Source organism: Paenibacillus pasadenensis (assembly GCF_002864175.1).
GTDB classification, from domain to species: domain Bacteria; phylum Bacillota; class Bacilli; order Paenibacillales; family Paenibacillaceae; genus Paenibacillus_O; species Paenibacillus_O pasadenensis.
In genome coordinates, this window is record NZ_NFEZ01000004.1 from 2,792,885 (window position 1) to 2,816,715 (window position 23,831).

Annotated in this window: 19 protein-coding genes and 1 riboswitch; of the genes, 3 read left to right on the plus strand and 16 right to left on the minus strand. The window is 66.8% G+C overall.

Features of this window, described 5'->3' with window-relative positions; genetic code table 11:
* Positions 1 to 40 precede the first annotated feature (40 nt).
* The gene (locus tag B8V81_RS21590) at positions 41 to 946 is read left to right on the plus strand and encodes a DMT family transporter (RefSeq protein WP_052332905.1); all 906 of its coding nucleotides are present in this window, start codon (positions 41 to 43) and stop codon (positions 944 to 946) included.
* A gap of 79 nt (positions 947 to 1,025) precedes the next feature.
* Here the strand turns inward: B8V81_RS21590 and B8V81_RS21595 are convergent, their stop codons facing one another.
* From B8V81_RS21595 to B8V81_RS21620, 6 genes are all read right to left on the minus strand, one after another.
* Positions 1,026 to 1,259 carry a hypothetical protein gene (locus B8V81_RS21595; RefSeq protein WP_028597253.1) on the minus strand — a complete coding sequence of 78 codons (234 nt, stop codon included), beginning with the start codon at positions 1,257 to 1,259 and terminating at the stop codon, positions 1,026 to 1,028.
* A gap of 156 nt (positions 1,260 to 1,415) precedes the next feature.
* On the minus strand, positions 1,416 to 4,190 hold the full coding sequence (locus tag B8V81_RS21600; RefSeq protein WP_028597254.1) for an FtsX-like permease family protein: 2,775 nt from the start codon (positions 4,188 to 4,190) through the stop codon (positions 1,416 to 1,418).
* Entirely contained in the window at positions 4,184 to 4,870 is a 687-nt protein-coding gene (locus B8V81_RS21605) for an ABC transporter ATP-binding protein (RefSeq protein WP_043110833.1), read from the minus strand. Before B8V81_RS21605 ends, B8V81_RS21600 begins: the two co-directional genes overlap by 7 nt.
* A 166-nt stretch (positions 4,871 to 5,036) precedes the next feature.
* A complete protein-coding gene (locus B8V81_RS21610) occupies positions 5,037 to 6,233 on the minus strand; it encodes a sensor histidine kinase (protein WP_084136507.1) in 1,197 nt (398 codons plus the stop codon).
* A complete protein-coding gene (locus tag B8V81_RS21615; RefSeq protein ID WP_028597257.1) occupies positions 6,230 to 6,964 on the minus strand; it encodes a response regulator transcription factor in 735 nt (244 codons plus the stop codon). The genes B8V81_RS21610 and B8V81_RS21615 overlap by 4 nt, the downstream gene beginning before the upstream one ends.
* Before the next feature lie 153 nt (positions 6,965 to 7,117).
* Positions 7,118 to 7,504 carry a hypothetical protein gene (locus B8V81_RS21620; RefSeq protein ID WP_028597258.1) on the minus strand — a complete coding sequence of 129 codons (387 nt, stop codon included), beginning with the start codon at positions 7,502 to 7,504 and terminating at the stop codon, positions 7,118 to 7,120.
* A gap of 132 nt (positions 7,505 to 7,636) precedes the next feature.
* Positions 7,637 to 7,791, plus strand: a riboswitch (FMN riboswitch).
* A 153-nt stretch (positions 7,792 to 7,944) separates the two neighbouring features.
* On the opposite strand from B8V81_RS21620, the gene B8V81_RS21625 reads away from it, so the two are divergent.
* Complete coding sequence (locus B8V81_RS21625; protein ID WP_052332932.1) at positions 7,945 to 8,901, plus strand: DMT family transporter; 957 nt, start codon at positions 7,945 to 7,947, stop codon at positions 8,899 to 8,901.
* A 114-nt stretch (positions 8,902 to 9,015) separates the two neighbouring features.
* Here the strand turns inward: B8V81_RS21625 and B8V81_RS21630 are convergent, their stop codons facing one another.
* The 4 genes from B8V81_RS21630 to B8V81_RS25405 form a co-directional block, all read right to left on the minus strand.
* Positions 9,016 to 9,324: an MGMT family protein gene (locus B8V81_RS21630; protein WP_028597260.1), complete on the minus strand. Its 309-nt coding sequence runs from the start codon at positions 9,322 to 9,324 to the stop codon at positions 9,016 to 9,018.
* Between the two features lie 20 nt (positions 9,325 to 9,344).
* Positions 9,345 to 9,659, minus strand: coding sequence for a DUF6509 family protein (locus B8V81_RS21635; protein WP_043110834.1), 315 nt, complete (start codon positions 9,657 to 9,659; stop codon positions 9,345 to 9,347).
* On the minus strand, positions 9,659 to 11,602 hold the full coding sequence (locus B8V81_RS21640) for an ATP-dependent DNA helicase (RefSeq protein WP_244912798.1): 1,944 nt from the start codon (positions 11,600 to 11,602) through the stop codon (positions 9,659 to 9,661). Before B8V81_RS21640 ends, B8V81_RS21635 begins: the two co-directional genes overlap by 1 nt.
* A gap of 199 nt (positions 11,603 to 11,801) precedes the next feature.
* The gene (locus B8V81_RS25405) at positions 11,802 to 12,482 is read right to left on the minus strand and encodes an NAD(P)H-binding protein (RefSeq protein WP_028597263.1); all 681 of its coding nucleotides are present in this window, start codon (positions 12,480 to 12,482) and stop codon (positions 11,802 to 11,804) included.
* 53 nt (positions 12,483 to 12,535) lie between these two features.
* Here B8V81_RS25405 and B8V81_RS25410 point away from each other — a divergent pair, with 53 nt between their 5' ends.
* A complete protein-coding gene (locus tag B8V81_RS25410) occupies positions 12,536 to 12,694 on the plus strand; it encodes a hypothetical protein (RefSeq protein ID WP_164820151.1) in 159 nt (52 codons plus the stop codon).
* A 1,100-nt stretch (positions 12,695 to 13,794) separates the two neighbouring features.
* Here the strand turns inward: B8V81_RS25410 and B8V81_RS21650 are convergent.
* The 6 genes from B8V81_RS21650 to B8V81_RS21675 all read right to left on the minus strand — a co-directional run bounded on the left by B8V81_RS21650 (position 13,795) and on the right by B8V81_RS21675 (position 23,827).
* On the minus strand, positions 13,795 to 14,232 hold the full coding sequence (locus tag B8V81_RS21650) for a PaaI family thioesterase (RefSeq protein WP_043110835.1): 438 nt from the start codon (positions 14,230 to 14,232) through the stop codon (positions 13,795 to 13,797).
* The gene (locus B8V81_RS21655; protein WP_028597265.1) at positions 14,229 to 15,917 is read right to left on the minus strand and encodes a long-chain-fatty-acid--CoA ligase; all 1,689 of its coding nucleotides are present in this window, start codon (positions 15,915 to 15,917) and stop codon (positions 14,229 to 14,231) included. The genes B8V81_RS21650 and B8V81_RS21655 overlap by 4 nt, the downstream gene beginning before the upstream one ends.
* Before the next feature lie 21 nt (positions 15,918 to 15,938).
* Entirely contained in the window at positions 15,939 to 17,720 is a 1,782-nt protein-coding gene (locus B8V81_RS21660) for an acyl-CoA dehydrogenase family protein (RefSeq protein ID WP_101809153.1), read from the minus strand.
* A gap of 54 nt (positions 17,721 to 17,774) precedes the next feature.
* A complete protein-coding gene (locus B8V81_RS21665; protein WP_101809154.1) occupies positions 17,775 to 18,959 on the minus strand; it encodes an acetyl-CoA C-acyltransferase in 1,185 nt (394 codons plus the stop codon).
* A gap of 40 nt (positions 18,960 to 18,999) precedes the next feature.
* Positions 19,000 to 21,399, minus strand: a complete 2,400-nt coding sequence (locus B8V81_RS21670) for a 3-hydroxyacyl-CoA dehydrogenase/enoyl-CoA hydratase family protein (RefSeq protein WP_101809155.1) — start codon at positions 21,397 to 21,399, stop codon at positions 19,000 to 19,002.
* A 163-nt stretch (positions 21,400 to 21,562) separates the two neighbouring features.
* Positions 21,563 to 23,827 (minus strand): heterodisulfide reductase-related iron-sulfur binding cluster, encoded by a 2,265-nt coding sequence (locus B8V81_RS21675; RefSeq protein WP_028597269.1) that lies wholly within the window; start codon positions 23,825 to 23,827, stop codon positions 21,563 to 21,565.
* Positions 23,828 to 23,831: the final 4 nt, after the last annotated feature.

The following is a 23,831-nucleotide window of genomic DNA, read 5'->3' on the forward strand; positions in this document are numbered from 1 at the left end:
CGGATGAAAGCTTCAAGAAAGAATGGAGAATGGAACGAAGATGAAGAAATCGGAATGGCTGCTGCTTGTCGTCACGTTATGCTGGGGGTCCGCTTACTTGCTGTTGAAGGCGGCGATGGAGGCGGTCGAGCCGCTCATGCTGATCGGGCTGCGCTTCATGATCGGCTTCCTGATCGCCGGCGCGATCCTGTATCCCCGGCTGAGGAAGGCGACGCGCCGAACCGTCGCGCTCGCCGCGATGCAAGGCGCGCTGCTGTTCCTCATCTCCGTGACGGTCACGTTCGCGCTCAAGTCGACGTCGACCGCGAACGCCAGCTTCCTGCTCAGCCTGACGGTCATCTTCGTGCCGCTCCTGTCCGCGACGTTCCTGCGCCAGAAGCTGACGCCGCAGCTGACGGCGGGCATCGGCTTCGCCATCGCCGGCATCGGCCTGATGACGCTGAAAATGCCGCTGTCGATGCAGCCCGGCGACCTGCTCTGCATGCTCGCCGCCCTCATCAACGCGACGTACGTGCTGCTGACGTCCCGAGCGGCTAAAGAAGTCGACACGATCAATCTCGGCGTCCTGCAGCTCGGCTTCGCCGGCCTGTTCGGACTGATCTTCGCCGGCTTCATGGGCCAGCTGTCGCTTCCGTCGACCGGCGGAGGCTGGGGAGCGATCCTCGCGCTCGCTGTCGTCTGCAGCGCCTTCTGCTACATCGCCCAGCCGGCCGCGCAGAAATTCACGACCGCCTCGCGAGCGGGACTCATCTTCTCGATGGAGCCGGTGTTCGCGGCGATGTTCGGCTTCCTCGTCGTGGGAGAAATGCTCTCTGCGCAAGGCTATGCAGGCGCGGCGCTCGTCCTCACCGGCGTGCTCGTCTCGGAGTACGGAGCCCGCTGGCTGCAAGCGCTGCGCCGCCGCAGCCGCCCGCAGGCGCAGCCGGAGCCGGGCATGCTGCCCTAGGCGCAAGGCTCGAGCGCATCGGATGCATAGGAAAGAGCGGAACGATTGCCGTTCCGCTCTTTTTCGTCTTCTTCTTTGTCTATAGCAGCACAGGCGAGCGCCGCGCCGCCAGCTTGACCGCTTGACGCATCGCGGCGGCGCGCACCCGCTCCGGTCCGTAGGCGGCGTCCTCGCTGCGGAACAGCTCGCACAGCGCCTGCTGGGCCGCCTGCACGGCGAGCCGCTCGTCGCCGAGCAGGTAATAGCAGACGGAATAGCATTCCTGCTCCGACTGCCGCAGCCTCAGAATTCTCTCCTCGGATCGCTTCCTCATGCCGCTCTCTCCCTTGCCTCGTTCTCTATCTAAGACGGATTATACCTGCAAAATGTATCCGGAATAGGTCCGACTTTAAGTATAACGGGCTTTGACCTGACAGAAAGCAACAAAAACATAGCATTTTCTGAAGTTTTTCTTAAACCGAGGCCGCGCTTACGCGTCGGCCTTGCGCAGCGATTCGACCGGCGTGCTCCGCAGCGCCGTGCGGACGGAACCGGCCTGCAGCAGCACGGCAAGCGCGGACAGCGTCAGCAGGATGCCGCCGAGCAGCCAGCCGTCGAAGTCGACCCGCAGCGGCTCCTCCCACGGGCGCAGATCCGTCTGGATGACGCGGGCGAACGCGCTCGCGCCGCTCCATCCGGCCGCCCAGCCCGCCGCGAGGCCAAGCAGGCCGAGCAGGCTCCCCTCCAGCATGAACGCCCGCCGGAGCGTCGGCGCCGGCACGCCGGCGCAGCGGAGCATCGCGAGCTCGCGCTCGCGGTCGAGCATCGAGCGCCGCTGCAGGACGGCCAGGCCGAGCAGCCCGATCGCCGCCGAGAGCGCGGTGAAGGCCAGGAAGCCGGTCACGAGCCGCTTCGAGGAAGCATGCTCCTTCCACGTGTCCAGATAGGGAATGGCGGCCGTCGAGGCGCCAGCGGACAGGAGCCGGGAGACGACCTCCTCGTCCTGCTTGAGATCGGTCGCGTCGAGCTGCAGCAGGATCAGCCCTTTGAACTTCTGATTGTCCCATGGGCGATGGTAGCCCTCGTGCAGCTGCTTCCAGACATCGGGATGGACGTAGGTCGTATCGTAGACGTACTCCGTATGGACGCCGGAAGCGGAATTCGGCTCGGCGAAGCCGGCGATCGTGAACGTCTGCTTCAGGTCGGGCGGCTGTCCGGCGGCCCTGACTTCTGCCTTGAAAAAGCCGAGCTCGATCGTGTCGCCGACGCGGTAGAGCTTTTCCGGAGACCAGAAGGTCGCGGACGGCTCGACGCCGAAGTCCTTGTAGCTTCGCGGCAGGACGATGTACCTCTTGTCCGCCATCACCTTGTCCCAGGCTTCCTGATCGGTCGCAAAGGCCAAGGACCGCTCCAGCAGCTTCCAGCCGCCTCCCCGGACGAGCTCGGGGGTGACCGGCACGAACGATTGCCCGCCCCTGCTGGAGCTGTCAGACAGCGAGATGGAAGCCATCGTCGGCTGGACATGCGCGTAGCTCTCTACCGCTTGACGCAGCGTCTCGTCGCTCTTCAGCAGCTCCAGCATGTCCTGCTTCTCGCTGTCGCTCTCGTACGCGACGAAGCCGCCGTAGCCGAGCAGCGCCTGCGGACCGCGCGCCGGATCCGAGTTCGGGAGGATGAGGCTGGATATGCCCGAGGTGAAGGTGATCGTCATCATCGCGACGGCGAACAGCAGCATGACGGTGAACGTGCGTCCCGGACGCTGCGCCGCATAGCGCAGAGCGAGCAGCACGTCCGCTCCGGCGCGCGCTCCGAGCCGCGAGCCTGCCGCCTGCAGCAGCAGTTGCAGCAGCAGCGTCAGCGCGGCGGCGGAGGCGAGCCAGACGAGCGCCAGCCGCAGCATGACCGAGCCGTCCGCAACCTGCGGCGACCAGCCCCAGGTGTGGTAAGCCTGCAGCCCGGCGACGGCGCAGGCCGCTGCGGCGGCGACGGCCAAGCGGATGGAGCGGCGACGCTTGCCGCTCGCAGACGCGCCCTCCCTTGATTCGCCCCGCATCGCGCCGACGATCGAGCCCGTGCCGGCCAGCCGGCTCGCCGCCAGCACGAGCAGCAGCTGATACAGCAGCACGGCCGCCCCTCCCGCCAGCAGCACCGGCAGCGGCAGATGCGGCTCGATCGGGATGCCCGACGCTTCGGCCGAGCGGCCGAGCTCCGAGCCGTAGATCGCCTTCACAAGCCCCCAGCCGCCGGCCAGTCCCGCCGCGATGCCGGCCAGGCCGGACAGCAGCCCGAGCAGCAGCGCCTCCGCCCGGAACAGGCTGCGCGCCTGCTTGCGGCTGAGGCCGATCGCCCGCAGCACGCCGTACAGCTCCGCCCGCGAGTCGGCGAGCATGAGCACGATCTGCCGCAGCAGGAACGCGCTGGAGAAGATCGCCGTCAGGCTGATGACGCCGATCAGGATGACGAGATTGCTGCGCGTCATGTCCTCCGCTTTCCGCTTGACGAAGCGAGTCTCGTACCAGCCCTCCTGCTTCGACGAAAAGCTCATGCCGAGCACCGAATCGGCCGGATTCATCCGCGAAGCGAGAATCGCCGACCAGCTGCCCTCCGGCAGCGCGGCCAGCCGCCGCGCGTCGTCCGGATGGAGCGCGAGCGTCGCGTTATGCCGCGCCCCGTCGCCCCGGTAGCCGGACAAGCCGGACGGAGGCGGCGCATCGCGCAGCTTGAAGCCGACGCGGGCGCCGTCCGGAGCGCCGGCATAAACGATGTCGCCGGCCTGCAGTCCGAGCGTCTCCGCCGCATCCGCGTCGAGCAGCGCCTCGCCCGGCCGCAGCGGCTCGTCCCACAGCCGCGAGCCCGGCTCGAACGCAGCGGCCGCCGGCGCCTCGAAGCCGATCGCGAGCGCCTGCTGCAGCATGGCCGCCTCCGCGTCGGGCTCCGGCGAAGCGTACAGCATCACCGTCGCCGACGCGGCGGGAAGATAGCGGTACGGAAACGGCCCTTCGCCGTTGCCCTCCGCCGCGACCTCCCGAGCCCTCTCCGCCGTGAAGCCGGCCTCCTGGCCGGCAGGGACGAGCTCCCAGTCGATCGGCCCGAAGTGGCGGCTCAGCCAGCGGTCGCCGCTTTCGCGGACAGAGCCGTAATGAAACAACGACATCGCCAGCAGCATCGCGCCGATCGCTCCGGCCAGCACGGCGAGCGCCGTCTGCCGCCCCTGCCGGCGCAAATAGCGCGAGCCCATCGCCCACGAAATGCCGCGGGTCAGCATGACGAGCCTCCGCGGTCCTCGACGATCCGCCCGTTGAACATGCGGATCTGCCGCGGCAGCCGCTGCGCCAGCCGGTCGTCATGCGTGACGAGCAGCAGCGTCATGCCGTACTGGCGGTTCATCAGCTCCAGCAGACCGATCACCTGATCGGCGGCATCGGAATCGAGCGCGCCGGTCGGCTCGTCGGCGAACAGGATGTCCGGCCGCCCGGCGACGGCGCGGGCGATCGCCACGCGCTGGCTCTGGCCGCCGGACAGAGCCGACGGCCGAGCGCGGCGCTTGGCGGCGAGGCCGACCAGGTCGAGCGCCTCAAGCGCCTGCCGCTCCGCCTCGCGGCGCGACATGCCGCCGGCGAGCAGCGGCAGCTGCACGTTCTCCTCCGCGCTCAGCACCGGCACGAGATGATACGCTTGGAACACGAAGCCCATGCGCTTCAGCCGCAGCGCCGCCAGCTCGCTTTCGCGCCGCCGGTGGACCGCCTCGTCTCCGATCCAGATCTCCCCGCCGTCGACCGGCTCCAGGCCGGCAAGCACATGCAGCAGCGTCGACTTGCCGCAGCCGGACGGCCCGGTCACCGCCGCCATCTCCCCCTTGTCCAGCGTCAGGCCGACCTCGCGGAGCGCTTTTGTCGCCTCGACTCCCGTTCCATACGTCTTATTCAGTTCTGTCGCTCTCAGCATCGGCTGCAATCTCCTTTTCCTCCCCGCGCTTCGGGGATGCCTCTACCGTACCAGGCCGGGATGCAGTCCTCGCCGAAACGATGTGCAGAACCTGTGCAGAGCGGACGGACTGTCGGCCTATTCGCGGAAATGCGGGCGCGAACGACGGGCGCGAACGATCCGACGCTCATTCGCGGAACAGCGGCAAGCGCACCGTGAATTCGGCGCCGCCGCCGACGCGGCTCTCCACCTGCACCGAGCCGTCATGCGCCTCGGCGATGCCCTTGACGACAGCCAGCCCGAGGCCGATGCCGCGCGGCGCCGGACTTCCGTCCGCATAGGTCGGCTTGCGGTAATACCGGTGGAACAGCTGCCCCGCCTCTTCGGGCTCGAAGCCCCAGCCGTCGTCGCGCACGCGCAGCACAAGCTCCGCTCCGCTCGCCGAAGCGCTCACCGTCACGCGGCTGCGGGCATGGCGGATCGCGTTGCCGAGCAGGTTGAGCAGCAGCTGCGAGAACCGCTTCCCGTCCCCGTACAGCAGCAGCTTGCCGTCCAGCTCGGCGACGAGCCCGATGCCCCGATCGTCGGCATCCGGCTGCAGCAGCTCCATCGCCGCCGCCGCGACGGCGGCCGGCTCGAACCAATTCTTCTCCAGCTGCAGGCGGCCGCTCTCGGCCAGGCTCAGATCCTGCAGATCCTGCACGAGCCGGCTCATCGCGGCGGCTTGCTCCGACAGAGCAGCCAGCCGCTCGGGCGGCAGCGGGCGCTGCTCGTACAAGGCGTTGTCGAGCGAGGCGCGGATGACGGAGAGCGGCGTGCGCAGCTCATGCGCGACCTCCGCGACCATGAGCCGGCGCGTCGTGCGCAGCTGCCGGATGAGCGCGTCGGCCCGCCCCAGCGCCTGCTCCAGCTGCCGCTCCTCGGCCGCGTCCGCGCGCGCGGACCCCGCCCGCTCGCCGGACCCGCCTGTCTCGTCCGATGGCAGCGCAGCCTCGGTCGCCGCGCCCTCGCGGGGGACATGGAGGCGCGCCGCAGCCGCCTGCCCAGCCTCAGTCTCAGCATCCGTCCGCGCGGCTGGCGCTCGCCCTCTGTCTGCCGCCGCGTCGCCTCCATCCCGATCCGGCTCATCCGCCAAGCGCTCGGCGACCCGGCTCCATGCCGCCAGGCGCCGCCGCCAGCGGCGACGCTCCAGCCGCATGGCTGCGGCGATCAGCAGCGCCGTAAGCGCAGCCGGCGGCAGGCAGCGCCCCAGCGCCGCCCAGGACGAGTCTCCCGCCACGGGACCGGCCGGCAGCAGCGCCGCGAGCAGCGCGGCGGCCGCCCCGCCGCCGATCGGCAAGGCCGCGGCGGCGGCGATCCGCTGAATCCGCTGCGCGTCCATCATCGGCCGGCTCCCGCATCGGGATTGAACTTGTAGCCGACCCCGTACACGGTCAGCACGAAGCGCGGATCGGCCGGATCGTCGCCGAGCTTGCGCCGCAGGTTGCGGATATGGCTGTCGATCGTGCGCTCATAACCGGCGAACGCGTCGCCGAGCGCCTCCTCCAGCAGATGCGTCCTCGTGAATACCCGGCCCGGCCGCGAGGCGAGCCGCAGCAGCAGCGCGAACTCGGTCCGGGTCAGCTCAAGCGCCCGGCCTTCGAGCTCCGCCTCATGCGACAGCGGCCGAATCGTCAGCTCGCCGCGCTCCAGCACCTCTCCTTCGCCGCCTGGCTCCTGGACGTCCGCGCCGGACGCCGTCGCCGTTCGGCCTGCGCGCCTCAGCACCGCCTTCATGCGAGCATGCAGCTCGCGCAGGCTGAACGGCTTCTGAATGAAATCGTCCGCTCCGAGCTCCAGCGCAAGCACGCGGTCGAACTCATCGCCTCTGGCCGTCACCATGAGCAGCGGCAGCTGCCAGCTGCGGTCGTTGAGCCGGCACAGATCCAGTCCCGTCCGCCCGCCTTCGAGCATCCAATCGACGAGCAGCAGGTCCGGCCTGCCGCGCTCGATGAGCGCTTCCGCCTCCTCCGCCGAAGCCGCTCCCTCGACCTCCCAGCCTTCCTGCCGCAGGAAGCGGGCTCCTTCCTCCAGCAGCTCCCGCTCATCCTCGATCCATACGACCTTCATGTCCATCCCCCGTCCGCTCCTGCTTGATCTCTCGGTTTCCTATTATATCCATCCCTGCATCCGCTGCAAAGCAAATACGGGACGAACGGAGAACTGCTCCGCTTCGTCCCGTATCGCTTTTCATGCCTGCAGCGCGCAGGCGGCGCTCCGAGCGGCCGGTCAGCCGACCTGGAACTCGTTGCGCTTGATGATGTGGATGTCGTCTCCGGCATAGATGTGGATGTAGATCACATACTTGCCCGGCTCCGGAAACGTATGCTCCACCTCATATTCCTTGTCCGACTTCTTCGTCGAGGTGAGCAGCACCGGGAGCTCCTGCTCCGTCTCCTCGCGGATGTCGAAGTCGATCTTGAGATCGTCCTCCTGCAGGAGGGACTCGATGCCCTCGATCTCCGCCGTCAGCTGGAGCGGCGAGCCGGCGACAGCCGCCGGCTCGCTCGCGATATGCGTCTCCACGGCGGATTCATCCACGCCGCCGCTGCGCGAGGAGCAGCCCGCCGCGACGAGCAGCAGCGCAGCCAATAGGATCAGTCCGAATTTCTTCAACGTCATTAGCCTCCTTGGCATGTTCCCTATCCTTTCCCATTATACCCGCTCGTCCGCTCTTTGGCTTCGGCGAACCATGAACTTTTCTTGTCGAGCGCTGCCGGATTGTGCTACAATTCGGTCTAACTGAATCTGAACCTTCGGGGCAGGGTGAAATTCCCTACCGGCGGTGACGGCGCCAGCTTGGCGCCGAAGCCCGCGACTCCCGCTGCCGCTTCATGCGGCGGCGGGACTGACTTGGTGCGAGTCCAAGGCCGACGGTATAGTCCGGATGAGAGAAGGTGAAACCCTGCTTGGCGCCATTTTTGGCGGCAGGCGGGTTCTTCATGCCCCCGTCCTGATCCTTCAGGCGGGGGCATGCTGCTTCTAACGAGGTTCAATTCAAATTCCGTTTCATGGGGGTTTTTGAATTGGGTACGACCGCTGCCGCATCGAGTCCGCTGCAGGCGGACCGCGGCGGACTGCTCTCCTGCGGGCGCGGCATCTGGTATGTCGCGCTCGGAGCGACGCTCTGGGGAGTCGATCCGCTGTTCCGCATCCTGCTGCTCCAGCATTTCACGTCCGCGCAGATCGTCTTTCTCGAGCATCTGCTGCTGGCCGTCTATTCCGTTCCGGTCCTGATCCATTACCGTCATCAGCTCGCCGGCAAGCTCACGCTCGGCATCGTCGGCGCGATGCTGTTCATCTCCTGGGGAGGCTCGGCGATCGCCACCGTCATGTTCACCGCGGCGTTCAGCTACGGCAACTTCAACGCCGTCCTGCTGCTGCAGAAGCTGCAGCCGCTGTTCGCGATCCTGCTCGCGCGGATCGTGCTGCGCGAAGCGCTGCCGCGCCGCTTCGGCTGGTTCCTGCTGCTGGCGCTGGCCGGCACCTACCTGCTGACGTTCGGCTTCGGCTCCCCGGCGCTCGGCCTGCATGACCTCGCTACCCTCGGCTGCCTGCTCTCCATCGGGGCGGCGGCGCTGTGGGGCGGATCCACCGTCATGGGCAAGTACCTGCTCACCAAGGGCATGGGCTTCCACTTCGTGACGGCGCTGCGCTTCCTGCTCGCCATCCCGCTGCTCGGCCTGCTCGTCCTCGTCGCCGGCGACGGCTGGCAGACGCTCGGCGCAGGGGGTGCGGCGGCGCTGCTGCTCGTGAACCTGCTGTTCCAGGCGTTCATCCCGGGCTTGCTGAGCATGCTGCTCTATTACAAAGGGCTGTCCGGCACCAAAGCCTCGCTCGCCACGCTCGCGGAGCTGGCGTTCCCTGCCGTCGGCGTGCTCATCAACTGGCTCGTCTTCGACCAGGCGCTCACCGCCGGCCAAGTCGCCGGCTTCGTGGTCATCTGGACCGTGCTCGTGCTGCTGAGCCGCAGCGCCTCGCGCTCCGCTCAGCCCGCCGCTCCTGCGGGCTGACTTCAGCCTTCAGCCCCCGGCAACGCTGCCAGATCAAAAAGGGCGGCAGCCCGAATCCTCCCCTCTGAGGCGGATCCGGGCTGCCGCCCTTTTTACGTCCTATCCTGTCGATGCTCAGGCTTCGTCCGCACGCATGAACCGCGCTTCGTCGAAGCAGCCGTCCAGTCCGGGCTCCGTGCCCTCCGCCGCCAGCAGCGCCAGCTGCAGCTCGCCTCCGTCGCCGGGCAGGCTGATGCGCCGCGCCGCGTTCATGACCCGATGCCAAGGCAAGCCTTGGGACTCGCCCATGCTGTGCAGCACGCGCACGACTTGGCGCGCCGCGCGCGGCTGGCCGGCTGCCGCCGCCACCGCGCCGTACGTCATGAGCCGTCCTTCGGGAATGGCTTTCACGACTTGGACGACGCTTGCCGTGAATGGCTGCATGTCATCCGCCTCCCCTTTGCTCAGACGTTGTCGGCTTCGCCCGCATGGGCGGCGCAGAACGCCGCCGCTTCCGCCAGCTCGTCCTCCTCCAGCCCGAAGTCCAGCAGCTGGTCGGTGCCGCGCTCGCGGATCTCATGCGAGACGACGCGGCCTTCCCCGCCAGACGCGAGCGCGTAGACGACGCGCACGTACAGGCCCGCCGGGCGGTACAGCTCGTCCTCCTCGTCGACCTCGATCAGCAGCGTGAACTCGTAGCGGTCGCCGCTCAGAATGCCGAACGGATCCTTCAGCTTCTCGACCGTATATTCGCTAATTTCCAATAGCTCCAGCTCCATCAGCTTCCCTCCTCATCTTGAAGCGTGCCCTCCGGCACGAGCTCCAGCACCGCCTGCCGCACCGCCGGCTCGTCCAGCCGGTCCGACAGCACGACGATCTCGCCGCGATCCTCGCGCGTCCGGATGAGCCGCCCGAATCCTTGACGCAGCCGCAGCTGCATGAACGGCTTCTCCACCTCGGCGAAAGCATCCTGCGCTTCCGACCGCCGGGCGTTGTAGACCGGATCGGCGGGCGGCCACGGCAGCTCCCAGACGACGACGAGCGACAGCGAAGGACCCGGTATGTCCAATCCTTCCCAAAGCGTCGCGGCGGCAAGCACGCTTTCCTCGTCGTTTTGGAACCGGCCGATCAGATGGCTGATCTCCGCGTCGCCCTCGTACAGCATCCGGTAGCCGTCCAGCTCCCCGCTCGACGCCGCCCAGTCGCGGAACTCCGCCAGCTGCCGACGGTCCGGGAACAGCAGCAGCGCGCGGCCGCCGCTGCGCCGAAGCGCCTTCAGAGCAGCAGCGCGCTTGGCCTCCGGTCCGTCCGTGCGGACCGTCCGCACCTGCATCTGCTCGGCGTAGTCATACGGACTCGGCGTGCTGAACTGCAGGTAGTCCCGGATGCCGAGCGAATCGGCCACATAATGGAACGAGCCGCCCGCCGAGAGCGTCGCCGACGAGAAGATGATCGGCATCGGACGCGCGAACACGCGCTCCGCCAGCACCTCCTTGACGAGCCGCGGCATGAGCACGAGCGACAGTCCGTCCGCCTCGTCGGCGAGCCAGGCGATCAGCCCGTCCGGACGGTCGAACAGCGCGAGCGCGGTGCCGATCATGTCCAGATGCTCCTCGACGATCGTCAGATGATAAGCGTCAAGGGTGAACAGTCCGCTTTCGAACACGAGTTGCTCCTCGATCTCCTCCAGCTGCGAGCGGAAGGCGCGGACCTCGCGCGTCAGCTCCGGCGTCCAGCGGAACTCGAGCCGGTCCGAGCCGGCCACCGGCCTGGCCTCGCGCCGCAGCAGGCGGAACAGCGACTCGCTGCGCGCGATCGCGTCCTCGATGCCGTAGGCGAGCGACTCGCGGATGTCGTTCTGCAGCAGCCGGCTGACGATCGACTCGAACATCGCATGCTGCAGCTTGTAGGTGAGCGCGTTCTGCGCGGCCGCCTCGAGCAGATGGCCCTCGTCGAAGACGACCGAGCTATGCTCCGGAAGCAGCGGCAGCTGCCCTTCGCGCCTCCGCGCCTCTGCCGTCCACACATGCTCCATATAGAAGTCATGCGAGCAGATGAGCACGTCCGGCGCCTTGCGGTAGTGGTCGCGCGAGAGCGTCATGCCGCAGCGATGGCGCTGCGGGCAGATGAGGCAGTCCTGGAACACGTCCCAGCCGATGCGCGACCAGTCGGCGTCGTCGAGCTCGGGGTAGTCCTTGCGGCTGCCGTACGGGTGGAACGCCTGCATCGTCGCGGGACGATGCACGAACTCCGGCAGCGAGCGGTGGAGCTCGTCGAACCGCTCGCCCCCTTCGCCGCCGCGGGCCGCGTCAAGCTTGTTCAGGCACAGGTATTGGCCTTGCGACTTCGCCACGCGGGCGTCGACGGCAAGTCCGAGATGGCGGGCGATCTTGGCCAGGTCGCCCTCCGGCTTCGTCAGCTGCTCGATCAGCGACTCGTCGGCGCAGGCGATGACGGCGGGCTTTTGCGTATAGCGGGCGTAGGCGGCGGCGTACAGCAGGTAGACGAGCGTCTTGCCGGTGCCGACGCCGGCCTCCGCGAACAGCGTCTTGCGCTCCTGGTAGGCGCGCTCGAGCTGGAACGCCATGAAGATCTGCTCGTCCCGCACCTCGAAGCCGGCCTCGGGAAGAATGTCGTAGAAAACGTCGGCGATCCAGTCGCTCGCCTGGCCGATGAACGGCAGCGAAGGATCGTAGACGAACGGATAGCGGGTCTGGGTCAAGCGGGCATAGCCTCCCCTTGCAGGTTGAAGATCAGGAGAGCGGACGGCTGCGGGCGGTTTCGGTTGCCCTGCCTCGCAGCGCTCCGCTGCCCATGTCGAACCTTCATCATAATCCGCCGGGTAGTCTGTGTAAAGGGGCTTGCCTCCACCCGCCGCCGATCCGCTGCCCGTCGGCAGCACATTTTCTCGAGTGCGCTACCTAGCTCCGCTGCTGCAGCTTGCGCGCTTCGGCCGGGAGCGCCTCCGACTCCAGCACCGTCTTGCCCTCCGGCGCATGCTGGGCGGCGGCCAGCATCGCGGCCGCGATGACGCGGGCCTCGACCGGCCGATAGCGGGCGAGCGGCCCTTTCATCAGCGGACCGAACGCCTTGCCGACCGCTCCAGCCGCCGCTTCGAGCGTGCGCTTCTCGGCGCGGGCGCCCAAGATTTGGGACGGCCGCAGCAGCACGAGCTTGCGCAGGCCGAGCTTGCCGAGCTCCTGCTCGAGCTCGCCTTTGACCCGCAAGTAAAAGGCGCGGGACGACGCGGAGGCGCCGATCGACGAGACGATGACGAGCGAGGCGGCGCCTTCGGCGGCAGCCGAGCGGGCGAGCCGCAGCGGCAGCTCGTAGTCGACCTCCCGGAATGCCGCCTGGCTGCCGGCCTTGCGGATCGTCGTGCCGGTTGCGATGAACAGATCCGCTCCCTTCAGGCGGCCCTCCAGCGCCGCCTCCGGCCGATCCTGCTCCCAAACGACCCCCTGCAGCTTCGCATGCGTTGTCCCCGTGCTTCGGCGGCCGGCCGCGATCACTTCGGTGTAGGCTTCGCTCTCCAGCAGCAGCCGCAGCAGCTCTCCTCCTACGAGTCCGGTCGCGCCGGCAATGACGGCCGTTCGTGCCATCCGCATCCCCCTCCTTCTTCGATCTGTCCTCATTATTCCATGCCGGAGAGAACATGGCAAAACGGCCGATCGGACGGCGGAGCGGAAACCGGAAATCGCTTCGCGGAGCGAGCGTCGTGACCGGCATCCGCTTCGCGGAGCATCGTGACCGGTATCCGCTTCGCGGAGCCGGCGTCGTGACCGGCACGCGCTTCGCGGAGCGAGCGTCGTGACCGGCATCCGCTTCGCGGAGCGGGCAATGTGACCGGTATCCGCTTCGCGGAGCGGGCAATGTGACCGGTATCCGCTTCGCGGAGCGGGCATCGTGACCGGTATCCGCTTCGCGGAGCGGGCATCGTGACCGGTATCCGCTTCGCGGAGCGGGGACTCGTTCCGATCTCCCTGGAGCCCAGATTCCTTTGATCCCATTCCCCAGCAGGGGTGGAATCCGGCCTCCAAGGGAACCGCTGCCGCTTCTCCACGAGTTCCCCGCCCCGCTTCGCTCCGGTCCCCAAGCTCTACTCATGCCCCGCATACGGTACGCAGCTCCACACCAAGCTCCTACTTTCCTTTTAGATCCGAGCTGCTCGGTTTTTACGCGCAACTCCCTCCGTTCCGACTCCTGTCTACCCGAGCTGCTCGGTTTTTCCGCGTAACTCCCTCCGTTCCGCCACCTACATACCGGAGTTACTCGGTTTTTCCGCGCAACTCCCTCCGTTCCGACTCCTGCCTATCCGAGTTACTCGGTTTTTCCGCGTAACTCCCTCCGTTCCGACTCCTACATACCGGAGTTACTCGGTTTTTCCGCGTAACTCCCTCCGTTTCGCCTCCTGCCTATCCGAGTTACTCGGTTTTTCCGCGCAACTCCCTCCGTTTCGCCTCCTGTCTACCCGAGCTGCTCGCGGAGCGAGCCGATGCCTTTCGGAGAAGCGGCAGCGGTCCTCTTGGAAGACGGATGGCCTCCGAATAGGAGGTCAGGGGATCAAGCCATCCGGCTTCCAGTGGAATCGGAGAAAGGCTCGGCTTGCGCAGCGGCCTTCTTGTCCCATCGGACTTGCCAGCTTCCTGCCGAGAAAGGATCGGCTCGCGCAGCGTGTTCCTTGTCGCACATGGCCTGCTTATCCGGCTTACCGCCGAGAAAGACTCGGCTCGCGCAGCGAATTCCTTGTCGGACACAGCTCGCTTTTCCGGATCGTTCCGGAGACAAAATAAAGCCGTCTCCCAAGCAGCCCGAAAGCCTGCCGGGAAACGGCTTGAAGCGCGCAAGAGCTGCGCATCCGGAACATAGCGGGAACCCGCGACGTCCGCATGCAGATGCTGCGCCCTTGCTCCCCTACGAGCCGAGCACGCGGAAAGTGCCCGTGCCGAAGGCGCACAGCTCGCCCGACTCGGTGCGGGCGTAGGATTGCGTGCTCACCATCTTGCGCGACTGATGCACGATCTCGGCGCTGACGATGAGCCGTCCCTCCTTGATCGGAGAGACGTAGTTCAGGTTCAGGTTCGTCGTCACGACGGCCCGGTCCGGATGGGCGGCCATCGCCACGAGCCCCATCGCGGAGTCGATCAGCGTCGCGTACACGCCGCCGTGCAGGATGCCGATCAGGTTCATATGATGCGGCTTGATGTCGAGGTACACCTCCGCGTAGCCTTCGCGGATGACCTTCATCTCCGCTCCGAGGAAGCCCCAGAACGACTGTTCGGCGGCGGCGGACCACTGCTCCAGCAGCTTTTTGCCTTCTTCGGATGAATCCGCTTCCAAGTTCAGGTTCATTTCGTCTCCTCCTGCTTCTGCAGCTCCTCGTCCAGCAGCTTGCGGCGCAGCACCTTGCCGACGAGCGTCTTGGGCAGGCTGTCGCGGAACTCGTACGCCTTGGGCACCTTGTAGGCGGCGAGCCGCTCCTTGCACCAAGCCTTGAGCTCCGCCGCATCCGGCTCGGCGCCGCTGCGCAGCACGACGAACGCCTTCACCGTCTCGCCCCGGTACGGATCGTTGACGCCGGCGACGATCGCCTCCTCGACGTCCGGATGCTCGAACAGCACCTCCTCCACCTCGCGCGGATAGATGTTGTATCCGCCCGCGATGATGAGGTCCTTGCGCCGATCGAGGATGTAGAAAAAGCCGTCGTCGTCCATGCGCCCGAGGTCGCCGGTGTACAGCCAGCCGTCCTTGAGCGTCTGCGCCGTCTCCTCCGGCCGCTTCCAGTAGCCGGACATCACCTGCGGCCCGCGCACGATCAGCTCGCCGATCTCGCCCGGCCGCACGTCCTCGCCCGTCTCCGGATGCACGATGCGCGCCTCCGTGTCGGGGAGCGGGATGCCGATCGAGCCGCTCTTGCGCAGCTCCCAGATGTTGTTCGCATGCGTCACCGGCGACGCCTCCGTGAGGCCGTAGCCCTCGATCAGCTTGCCGCCCGTCAGCCGCTCGAAGCGCTCCTGCACCTCGAGCGGCAGCGCGGCGGCGCCGCTGATGCAGACGTTGATCGAGCTGAGGTCGTACTTGGCGACGTCGGGATGGTTGATGATCGCGATATACATCGTCGGCGCGCCGGGGAATACCGTCGGCTTGTGCTTGTGGATCGCCTTGAGCACGGCATTGATCTCGAAGCGCGGCATCAGATACAGCGTCGCGCCGAGCCGGATGCCCTGGTTGAGCAGCACCGTCATGCCGAAGACGTGGAAAAAGGGCAGAGCGGCGAAATACCGCTCCTTGCTCCCTTCGTTGCGATAATTCCACAGCTCGCTCTGGATCGTGTTGGCGATCAGGTTGCGATGCGTCAGCATGACGCCTTTGGCGAAGCCCGTCGTGCCGCCGGTGTACTGGATGAGCGCCAGATCATGCCGCGACTCCACCGGGACGCGGCATGGATCGGAGAGCGACTCGCGCAGCAGCTTGACGAAATTCAGCAGCTGGCGGTCGCCGTAGTCGAGCTTCGGCAGCGGCGTGCCGTCCTTTTTCGCCTTGAGCGGGTAGAGCAGGTTTTTCGGAAAGGGCAAGTAATCGGCGACGGAAGCGACGATGATCCGCTCCAGCGGCTGCTCGCGAGTCGCCTGCCGCACCCGCCCGACGAGCAGGTCGAGCGCGACGATGAAGCGGGCTCCCGCGTCGAGCAGCTGATGCTCCAGCTCGCGCGGCATGTAGAGCGGGTTCGTCATGACGACGATGCCGCCGGCCAGCAGCGTGCCGTAATAGGCGATGACCGCCTGCGGGCAGTTGGGCAGCATGACCGCGACCCGGTCTCCTTTTCTGAGGCCGAGACTGATCATGGCGTTGGCGTAGCGGTAAGACGAGTCGAGCAGCGTGCCGTAGGACATGCGGGCGCCCATGAATTCGAGCGCCGTCTGGTTCGGACTTCTCTCCGCCGTGCGCACGAGGAACTCGGCCAGGTTCTGGTCGGGATAATCGTACGTCGGCGGGACTTCATGCGGGTAGTGACTGAGCCAGGGTCTATTCGCCATGCCGTCCACCCCCATCTGTGCTTATGGCACGTACCGTTCGGCCTCGATGACGCGGGAAGCGATGCGGCGCTTCAGCTTCACCGTATCGAGGGCGCCGTTTTTCGTCAGCTTCTTCAGCACGGACAGCTGCGTCTTGAGCATGTCGCCCGTCTCCATCGCCGCCAGCGTCTCCTTGGCCAGCTCGGCGATGCGGCTGAACTCCTCCTGCACGAACACGCTCGTCATGTCGACGCCGAGCTGCGCCTTCGCCCCGCCCTGCAGCGAGATCCGCTTCTGCGTCCGCAGCAGCGCGCTTTCCATCGCGAACACGCCGATCATGATGTCCGCGAGGTTGCTCAGCACCTCCTGCTCCTGCTCGAGCTTCGTCTGGTACTTCTGCACGGCCGACGCGCCGGCCATGAGGAAGATCTTCTTGGCGCTGGCGAGCAGATGCGCCTCCAGCTCCAGCGGCTGCTCGAACTGCAGGCTTGAGGCGCGCAGCTCCATCAGCTCGTTCTGCAGCTTCATCGCCTTTTGCAGCAGAGGCAGCTCGCCCTTCATCGCGCGCTTGATGAGCGTACCGGGGATGAGCAGGCGGTTGATCTCGTTCGTGCCTTCGAAAATGCGGTTGATGCGCGAGTCGCGGTAGATGCGCTCGATGCGGTACTCCTGCGTGAAGCCGTAGCCGCCGTGGATCTGCACGCCTTCGTCGGCGACGAAGTCGAGCCCCTCGGAGGCGAACACCTTGTTGATCGAGCACTCGAGCTGGTACTCGGCGATCGCCTTGGCGGACTGGTAGCCGACATCCGCCGCCGCGTAGTCCACGTCAGCGAGGCCGACGTCGAACAGGCCGGCGGTGCGGTACACCATGCTTTCCATAACGTAGGTGCGGATGTTCATCTCGGCCAGCTTCTTGCCGACAAGCGGGAAGCTGCTGATCGGACGGCCGAACTGCGTGCGCTCGTTGGCGTACTTGGCCGAATACTCGATCGCGTCCTTGGCCGAGCCGACGCAGCCGACGGCGAGCTTGTAGCGGCCGATGTTGAGGATGTTGAAGGCGATCAGATGGCCTTTGCCGACTTCCCACAGCAGGTTTTCGACCGGCACCTTGACGTCCTCGAGGATAAGCGGGCAGGTGGACGAGCCCTTGATGCCCATCTTTTTCTCCTCCGGCCCGATGCTCACGCCCTCCATCGTACGCTCGACGATGAACGTGCTGAAGTCGGTGCCGTTCACCTTGGCGTAGACGATGAACACGTCGGCGAAGCCGGCGTTCGTGATGAACTGCTTCGTGCCGTTCAGCACGTAGTGGCTGCCGTCCTCGCTCAGCACCGCCGTCGCCTTCGCGCCGAGCGCGTCGGAGCCGGAGGACGGCTCGGTCAGGCAGTACGCCGCGATCAGCTCGGCGCTCGCCAGCTTCGGCAGGTACTTCTGCTTCTGCGCCTCGTTGCCGAAATAGACGATCGGCAGCGTGCCGATGCCGACATGCGCGCCGGCCGACAAGGCGAACGCGCTCGCCTTCGTCATCTTCTCGCTGATGAGCGTGCTGCTCACCTTGTCGAGTCCGAGGCCGCCGTAAGCCTCCGGCACGTCGGCGCCGAGCAGGCCGAGCTCGCCGGCCTTGCGCAGCTTCTCGACCGTCAGCTCATAGCTCAGCTTCTCGATCTGCTCGTCGACCGGCTCGAGCTCGCCGGCGACGAAGTCCTCGGTCGTCTCGGCGATCATGCGCTGCTCCTCGGTCAGCTCCTCGGGGATGACAATGGCGTTGAAATCGAGATCGTCGATGATGAAGCTGCCTCCGAGCACTTTGCTTTTGGTCGTCATGGTTCGTCTCTCCTTTGGATGGTAGGTTCAAATGGACCGGACGTCCTCCTGCGCTCAGGCTGGATGGACCTCGAACACGCCGGCGGCTCCCATGCCGCCGCCGATGCACATGCTGACGACGCCGTAGCCGCCGCCTCGGCGCTGGAGCTCGCTGATCAGCGAGACGCTGAGCTTCGTGCCGGTGCAGCCGAGCGGATGGCCGAGCGCGATCGCGCCGCCGTTGACGTTGACCTTTTCCTCGTCGAGGCCGAGCTCGCGGATGATGTGCAGGCATTGGGAGGCAAACGCCTCGTTGATCTCGTACAGCTCGACCTGCTCCTGCCGGATGCCGGCGCGCCGCAGCGCCTTGGGGATCGCCTCGACCGGTCCGACGCCCATGATCTCCGGCTCGACGCCCGCCAGGGCGAACGAGCGGAACGTCGCCAGCGGCTTCAGTCCGAGCTCGTCGGCCTTCTCGCGGCTCATAATGACGACCGCCGCCGCGCCGTCGCTCACCTGCGACGAGTTGCCCGCCGTCACCGAGCCGCCGAGCTTGAACGCCGGGCGCAGCTTCGCCAGCGTCTCGGCCGTCGTCTCGGCGCGCACGCCCTCGTCGGTGCGGAACGTGAAGCGCTCCGTCTTCACCTTGCCGTTGTCGCCGAGCTCCTTGAGCTCGGCCTCGACCGGCACGATCTCGCCGTCGAACTTGCCGGCCGCGATCGCGGCCGCCGCCTTGGCATGCGAACGGGTGGCGAACCGGTCCTGGTCCTCGCGGGAGACGCCGAACCGCTCGGCGACGCGCTCGGCCGTATGGCCCATGCCGATGTACACCTCCGGCATCTCGTCGACGATGCGCGGGTTCGGCGAGATTTTGAAGCCCGTCATCGGCACATGGCTCATGCTCTCGACGCCGCCGGCGATGAGCACATCCGCGCCACCGGTCATGATGCGCTCCGCGGCGAAGGCGATCGACTGCAGCCCCGACGAGCAGAACCGGTTGACCGTCAGCGCCGGCACCGTCACCGGGAAGCCCGCGTACAGCGACATGATGCGGGCGAAGTTCAGCCCCTGCTCGCCCTCCGGCATCGCGCAGCCGATGATGATGTCCTCGACATCCTCCTTCTTCAAGCCCGGCGCGCGGCGGACGACCTCGTCCAGCACGATGCGTCCGAGGTCGTCGGCGCGCGTCTGCCGCAGGCTGCCCTTCTTGCCCCGGCCGACCGCCGTTCTAGCCATCGATACGATTACCGCTTCTCTCATTGAATGCTCACGCTCCTCTTCGCTTGGAACCTCGATTGCTCTAATTGCGCAGCGGACGGCCCTTGGACAGCATGTGCTGCATGCGCGCCTGCGTCTTCGGCTCGCCGGTCAGGCTCAGGAACGCCTCGCGCTCCAGGTCGAGCATGTACTGCTCGGTCACGAGCGTGCCGGCCGGCAGATCGCCGCCCGCCAGCACATGGGCGAGCTTCTTGGCGATGAGCAGGTCGTGGTCGCTGATGTAGCCGCCCTCGTGCATGCCGATCGCCGCCAGCTGCAGCGCCGCCTTGCCCTCGGAGCCGGCGATGCGGATCCGCTCCTCGGCCGGCAGCCGGTAGCCGTCCGCCGCCAGCTGGAGCACGGCCTGCTTGGCCTCGTAGATCAGATGGTCCTGGTTCGGCACGATCCGGTCGACGCCGCGCAGGTAGCCCAGACGCTTGGCGTCATGGCCGCTCGACGACACCTTGGCCTGCCCGACCGTCTCGAACACGCGTCCGAGCTGCGGCAGCAGATCCGCCTCCGGATGGCCGGCCTGCTGGCTGACGCGCAGCGCGAATTCCTTGCAGCCGCCGCCTGCCGGGATGAGGCCGACGCCGACCTCCACGAGGCCGTAGTACGTCTCCGCCGCCGCGACGACCTGGTCGGCCGGCATGCACGCTTCGACACCGCCGCCGAGCGTCATCCGATGCGGCGCCGCCACGACCGGCTTGTCGAGACGCTTGAGCTTCAGCATGCTCTGCTGGAACAGATGGATGATGTCGTCGACCTCATCCCACTCCTCGTCCTGCGCCTCCATCAGCAGCAGCATCAGGTTCGCGCCGACGCAGAAGTTGCGGCCCTGGTTGGCGACGACGAGCCCGGTCCAGTTCTGCCGCACCTCCTGCACGCTCTGCTGGATCATCGTCAGGATGTCCCCGCCGATCGCATTGTTCGGAGAGTGGAACTCAAGGCAGGCGACGCCGTCGCCGAGGTCGATCAGGCTGGCGCCGCTGTTGCCCTGGACCACCTTGCCCTGCTCCTTGAGGGCGCGCAGGTCGATGAGCTCCGGAGCCTGCTCCGCTTGGCGGAACTCGCCGCGGCTCGCATAGAAGCGCTTGCCGTCCTGCTTGCGGTAAAAGCTCGTGTTGCCGGCGGCGATCCATTCCTTGACCCAGTCCGGCACCGCCGTGCCTTCCTTCTCCATGCGCTCGACCGAGCGCGCCAGGCCGATCGCGTCCCACGTCTCGAACGGGCCGAGCTCCCAGTTGAAGCCCCATTTCATCGCCTCGTCGATCTCCTGGATCGAGTCCGCGATCTCCCCGACCTTTTCGGCGGCGTAGACGAGCACCTGCTTGAGCACGTTCCAGGCGAGCTCGGAGTAGCGGTCGCCGGCGCCGAGCAGCGCTTTTGTCTTCTCGCGCGCGCCTTTGGCGAGCTTCGCCGCCTCGAGCGAGCCGGACGCCGCTTTTTTCTGCGGGCCATGCTCCATCGTCTTCAGGTCGAGCGAGAGGATCTCGCTCTTGCCGCCCGCGCCCTTGACCTTCTTATAGAAGCCTTGGCCGCTCTTCTCGCCGAGCCAGCCGCGCTCGACGAGTCCCGTGAGCGACGCCGGCGGCGTGAACGCCTGGCGCTCGCTCTCGCTGTCCACGTTCAGCCGGACGTTGTCCGCGACGTGGAGGAACGTGTCGAGGCCGACGAGGTCGAGCGTGCGGAACGTCGCGCTCTTCGGCCGTCCGAGCGCCGGGCCGGTCGCGGCGTCCACCTCCTCGACCGTATAGCCGCCCCGCTCCATCTCCTGAAGCGTGACGAACAGCCCGTACGTGCCGATCCTATTTGCGATGAAGTTCGGCGTATCCTTGGCGATGACGACGCCTTTGCCGAGCACCGTCTCGCTGAACTGCTTCATCTGCTGCACGAGCTGCGGATCGGTGCCGGCCGCCGGGATGATCTCGAGCAGCTTCATGTAGCGCGGCGGATTGAAGAAATGCGTGCCCATGAAGCTGCGGCGGAACGCCTCGCTGCGGCCTTCGGCCATCGCGTTGATGGAGATGCCCGACGTGTTGGAGCTGACGATCGTGCCGGGCTTCCAGACCGACTCGACGCGCTCCAGCAGGCTGCGCTTGGCGTCGAGGTTCTCGACGATGACCTCGATGATCCAGTCGACGTCCGCGAGGCCGTCCAGATGGTCCTCCAGGTTGCCGGGGGTGATGCGCTCCGCGAATGCGGGGTCGTAGAGCGGAGCCGGATTCGTCTTGGCGAGCTTGGCGACGGCGCCTGCGGCCAGGCGATTGCGCACGGCGGGATGGTCCAGCGTCCAGCCCTTCTTCTCTTCCTCTGCGCTCAGCTGCTTCGGCACGATGTCGAGCAGCAGCGTCGGGATGCCGACGTTGGCCAGATGGGCGGCGATGCCGGAGCCCATAATGCCGGAGCCGATGACGGCTGCCTTGCGGATCGTTATGCTCATCGTAATGTTGCCTCCTTGGACATGGTTGGACACGGTTGGATCTGCATCAGTGACGGCGGATCGGTCGGAAATGCCGCTGCCTCGGACCGGGGCTCAGGGCGCGGACGCAGCCGCGCCCTAAGGCGCCCGGGCCATCCGGACCGCTCGGGAAGGCACGCTCATGTCAGCTGGCCGCTCCTTCCGGGCGGCCGGCGGAGGCGGCCGGTCCGAAGACGGCCAACTCGAGAATCTCCGCGATGTCGCGCGCCTTGACCTGCTCGTCGACCTCCTTGAGCTTGGTGCCGTCCTCCAGCATCGTCAGGCAGTACGGGCAGGCGCTGCTGATGAGCGTCGGATTGACCTCGAGCGCCTGCTCGGTGCGGGCGAGGTTGACGCGCTTGCCGCTCGTCTCCTCCATCCACATCAGGCCGCCGCCCGCGCCGCAGCACATGCCGTTCTCGCGGCTGCGCGCCATCTCGACGAGCTCGACGCCGGGAATCGCGCGCAGCACCTCGCGCGGCTCGTCGTACACGTTGTTGTAGCGGCCGAGATAGCAGGAATCATGGTAGGTGATGCGCTCCCGCACCTCGTGGGCGGGGGTCAGCCGGCCGTCCTTCAGCAGCTCGGCGAACAGCTGCGTGTGATGCAGCACCTCGACGCCTTCGAGGCCGAAGTCCGGGTATTCGTTCTTGAGCGTATTGAACGTATGCGGGCAGGCGGTGACGATCCGCTTGACGCCGTAGCGCCGGAACGTCTCGATGTTCTCCTGGCACAGCTGCTGGAACAGCATCTCGTTGCCGAGGCGGCGCGGCGTGTCGCCGGAATTGCGCTCCTCGTTGCCGAGGATGGCGAAGCTGACGCCCGACTCGCGGAGCAGCCTTGCGACGGCGCGCGAGATCTTGCGGCTGCGCAGGTCGTACGAGCCCATCGAGCCGACGAAGAACAGCAGCTCGAAGTCCGGGTTCTCCTTGACCGTCGGGACGGATACGCCCTCGACGTCGCCGGTCCATTTGACGCGGTCGCTGCGGCTGATGCCCCACGGATTGCCCTGGCGCTCGATGTTCTGCATCGCGCGCTGGCCTTCATGCGGCATGCTGCCCTCCATGAGCACGAGATGGCGGCGCAGGTCGATGATCTTGTCGACATGCTCGTTGCCGACCGGGCACTGGTCCTCGCAGTTGCGGCAGGTCGTGCAGGCCCAGATCTCGTCCTCGGTCATGACGTCGCCGATCAGCGACACCTCCTCGGGCTTCCGCTCCTGCACCGTCCAGGCGGCCTTCTGCCAAGCGAGCGTCGGGCGGATGTCGGTGATCGAGCGGCCGGGATCGGCCCATGGCACGCCTGCGGATGCAGCCGCCTCCGCTGCCGCCGCCACCTCCTGCTTGCCCGAGCCGGCCAGATCGAGCAGCGACGGACCGTGGTCGAGGCTGCGCGGCTCGAACAGATGGGCTTTGCCCGGATCCGGCGCGCCGAAGGCGAATGCCGGCACCCACGGCGAGCGTCCGGTGACGGCCGCGCCTTTGTCGATCAGATGGTCGCGCAGCTTGACGATCAGATGCATCGGCGAGAGCGCCTTGCCGGTGCTCGCCGCCGGGCAGACGTTCGTGCAGCGGCCGCATTCGACGCAAGCATAGAAGTCGAGCATCTGCTTTTGCGTGAACTCCTCGATCCGGCCGACGCCGAACGACTCCGCCTCCTCGTCCTCGAGGTCGAGCTTGGCGAGCCGCCCCGCCGGCTCCTGGCGGCGCAGGTAGATGTTGATCGGCGCCGTGATGATGTGGAAGTGCTTCGACTGCGGCACGTAGACGAGGAAAGACAGCAGGATGACCAGATGCGCCCACCAGGAGACGAGGAACAGGACGTGGGCCGCGGTCTCGGACAGTCCTCCCATCGCCGTCGCGAGCAGCGAGGAGATCGGGGCGTAGCCCGACGGGTCCATGCCGAGCCAGATCCGCTCGAAGGCGAGCGAGAGGACGACCGACAGCATGAGGCCGAAGATGAAGAAGACGACGATGCTCGGCTTGAGCCCCCGCTTCAGGCGGGCCAGCTTCTCCCCGTAGCGGCGGTAGGCCGCGTAGCCCATCGCGAGCAGGATGAGCGCGACGGTGATTTCCTGCACGAGGCTGAACAGGTCGTAGCCGGGGATCGGCAGATGGCCGCCTCCGGTCAGTCCTTTGACGATGAGGTCGATCGCCCCGAGCTGCAGGATGACGAACCCGTAGAAGATGACGATGTGCATGATGCCGCTCTTCACGTCCTTGAGCAGCTTCGTCTGGCCGAATACCTGCGCGAGGAACTCCTTCATCCTCCCCGGCGCCTGCTCCGGCAGCTTGGCCGGACGTCCGAGCTTCAAATAAAGATAGCGATGGTATACGGCCCGGTAGAACAGGTAGACGCCGTAGCCGGTGACGGCGAGGAACAGCGCGAATTGAATCCATGCTCCGATCATGGTG

Coding starts and splice junctions, on each gene's coding strand:
- B8V81_RS21655 (WP_028597265.1), bottom strand. CDS start 15,917: ATGGCGAATAGACCCTGGCTCAGTCACTACCCGCATGAAGTCCCGCCG.
- B8V81_RS21665 (WP_101809154.1), bottom strand. CDS start 18,959: ATGAGAGAAGCGGTAATCGTATCGATGGCTAGAACGGCGGTCGGCCGG.
- B8V81_RS25405 (WP_028597263.1), bottom strand. CDS start 12,482: ATGGCACGAACGGCCGTCATTGCCGGCGCGACCGGACTCGTAGGAGGA.
- B8V81_RS21595 (WP_028597253.1), bottom strand. CDS start 1,259: ATGAGGAAGCGATCCGAGGAGAGAATTCTGAGGCTGCGGCAGTCGGAG.
- B8V81_RS21590 (WP_052332905.1), top strand. CDS start 41: ATGAAGAAATCGGAATGGCTGCTGCTTGTCGTCACGTTATGCTGGGGG.
- B8V81_RS21610 (WP_084136507.1), bottom strand. CDS start 6,233: ATGATGGACGCGCAGCGGATTCAGCGGATCGCCGCCGCCGCGGCCTTG.
- B8V81_RS21630 (WP_028597260.1), bottom strand. CDS start 9,324: ATGCAGCCATTCACGGCAAGCGTCGTCCAAGTCGTGAAAGCCATTCCC.
- B8V81_RS21635 (WP_043110834.1), bottom strand. CDS start 9,659: ATGGAGCTGGAGCTATTGGAAATTAGCGAATATACGGTCGAGAAGCTG.
- B8V81_RS21670 (WP_101809155.1), bottom strand. CDS start 21,399: ATGAGCATAACGATCCGCAAGGCAGCCGTCATCGGCTCCGGCATTATG.
- B8V81_RS21600 (WP_028597254.1), bottom strand. CDS start 4,190: ATGCTGACCCGCGGCATTTCGTGGGCGATGGGCTCGCGCTATTTGCGC.
- B8V81_RS25410 (WP_164820151.1), top strand. CDS start 12,536: ATGGCAAAACGGCCGATCGGACGGCGGAGCGGAAACCGGAAATCGCTT.
- B8V81_RS21650 (WP_043110835.1), bottom strand. CDS start 14,232: ATGAACCTGAACTTGGAAGCGGATTCATCCGAAGAAGGCAAAAAGCTG.
- B8V81_RS21605 (WP_043110833.1), bottom strand. CDS start 4,870: ATGCTGAGAGCGACAGAACTGAATAAGACGTATGGAACGGGAGTCGAG.
- B8V81_RS21615 (WP_028597257.1), bottom strand. CDS start 6,964: ATGGACATGAAGGTCGTATGGATCGAGGATGAGCGGGAGCTGCTGGAG.
- B8V81_RS21660 (WP_101809153.1), bottom strand. CDS start 17,720: ATGACGACCAAAAGCAAAGTGCTCGGAGGCAGCTTCATCATCGACGAT.
- B8V81_RS21675 (WP_028597269.1), bottom strand. CDS start 23,827: ATGATCGGAGCATGGATTCAATTCGCGCTGTTCCTCGCCGTCACCGGC.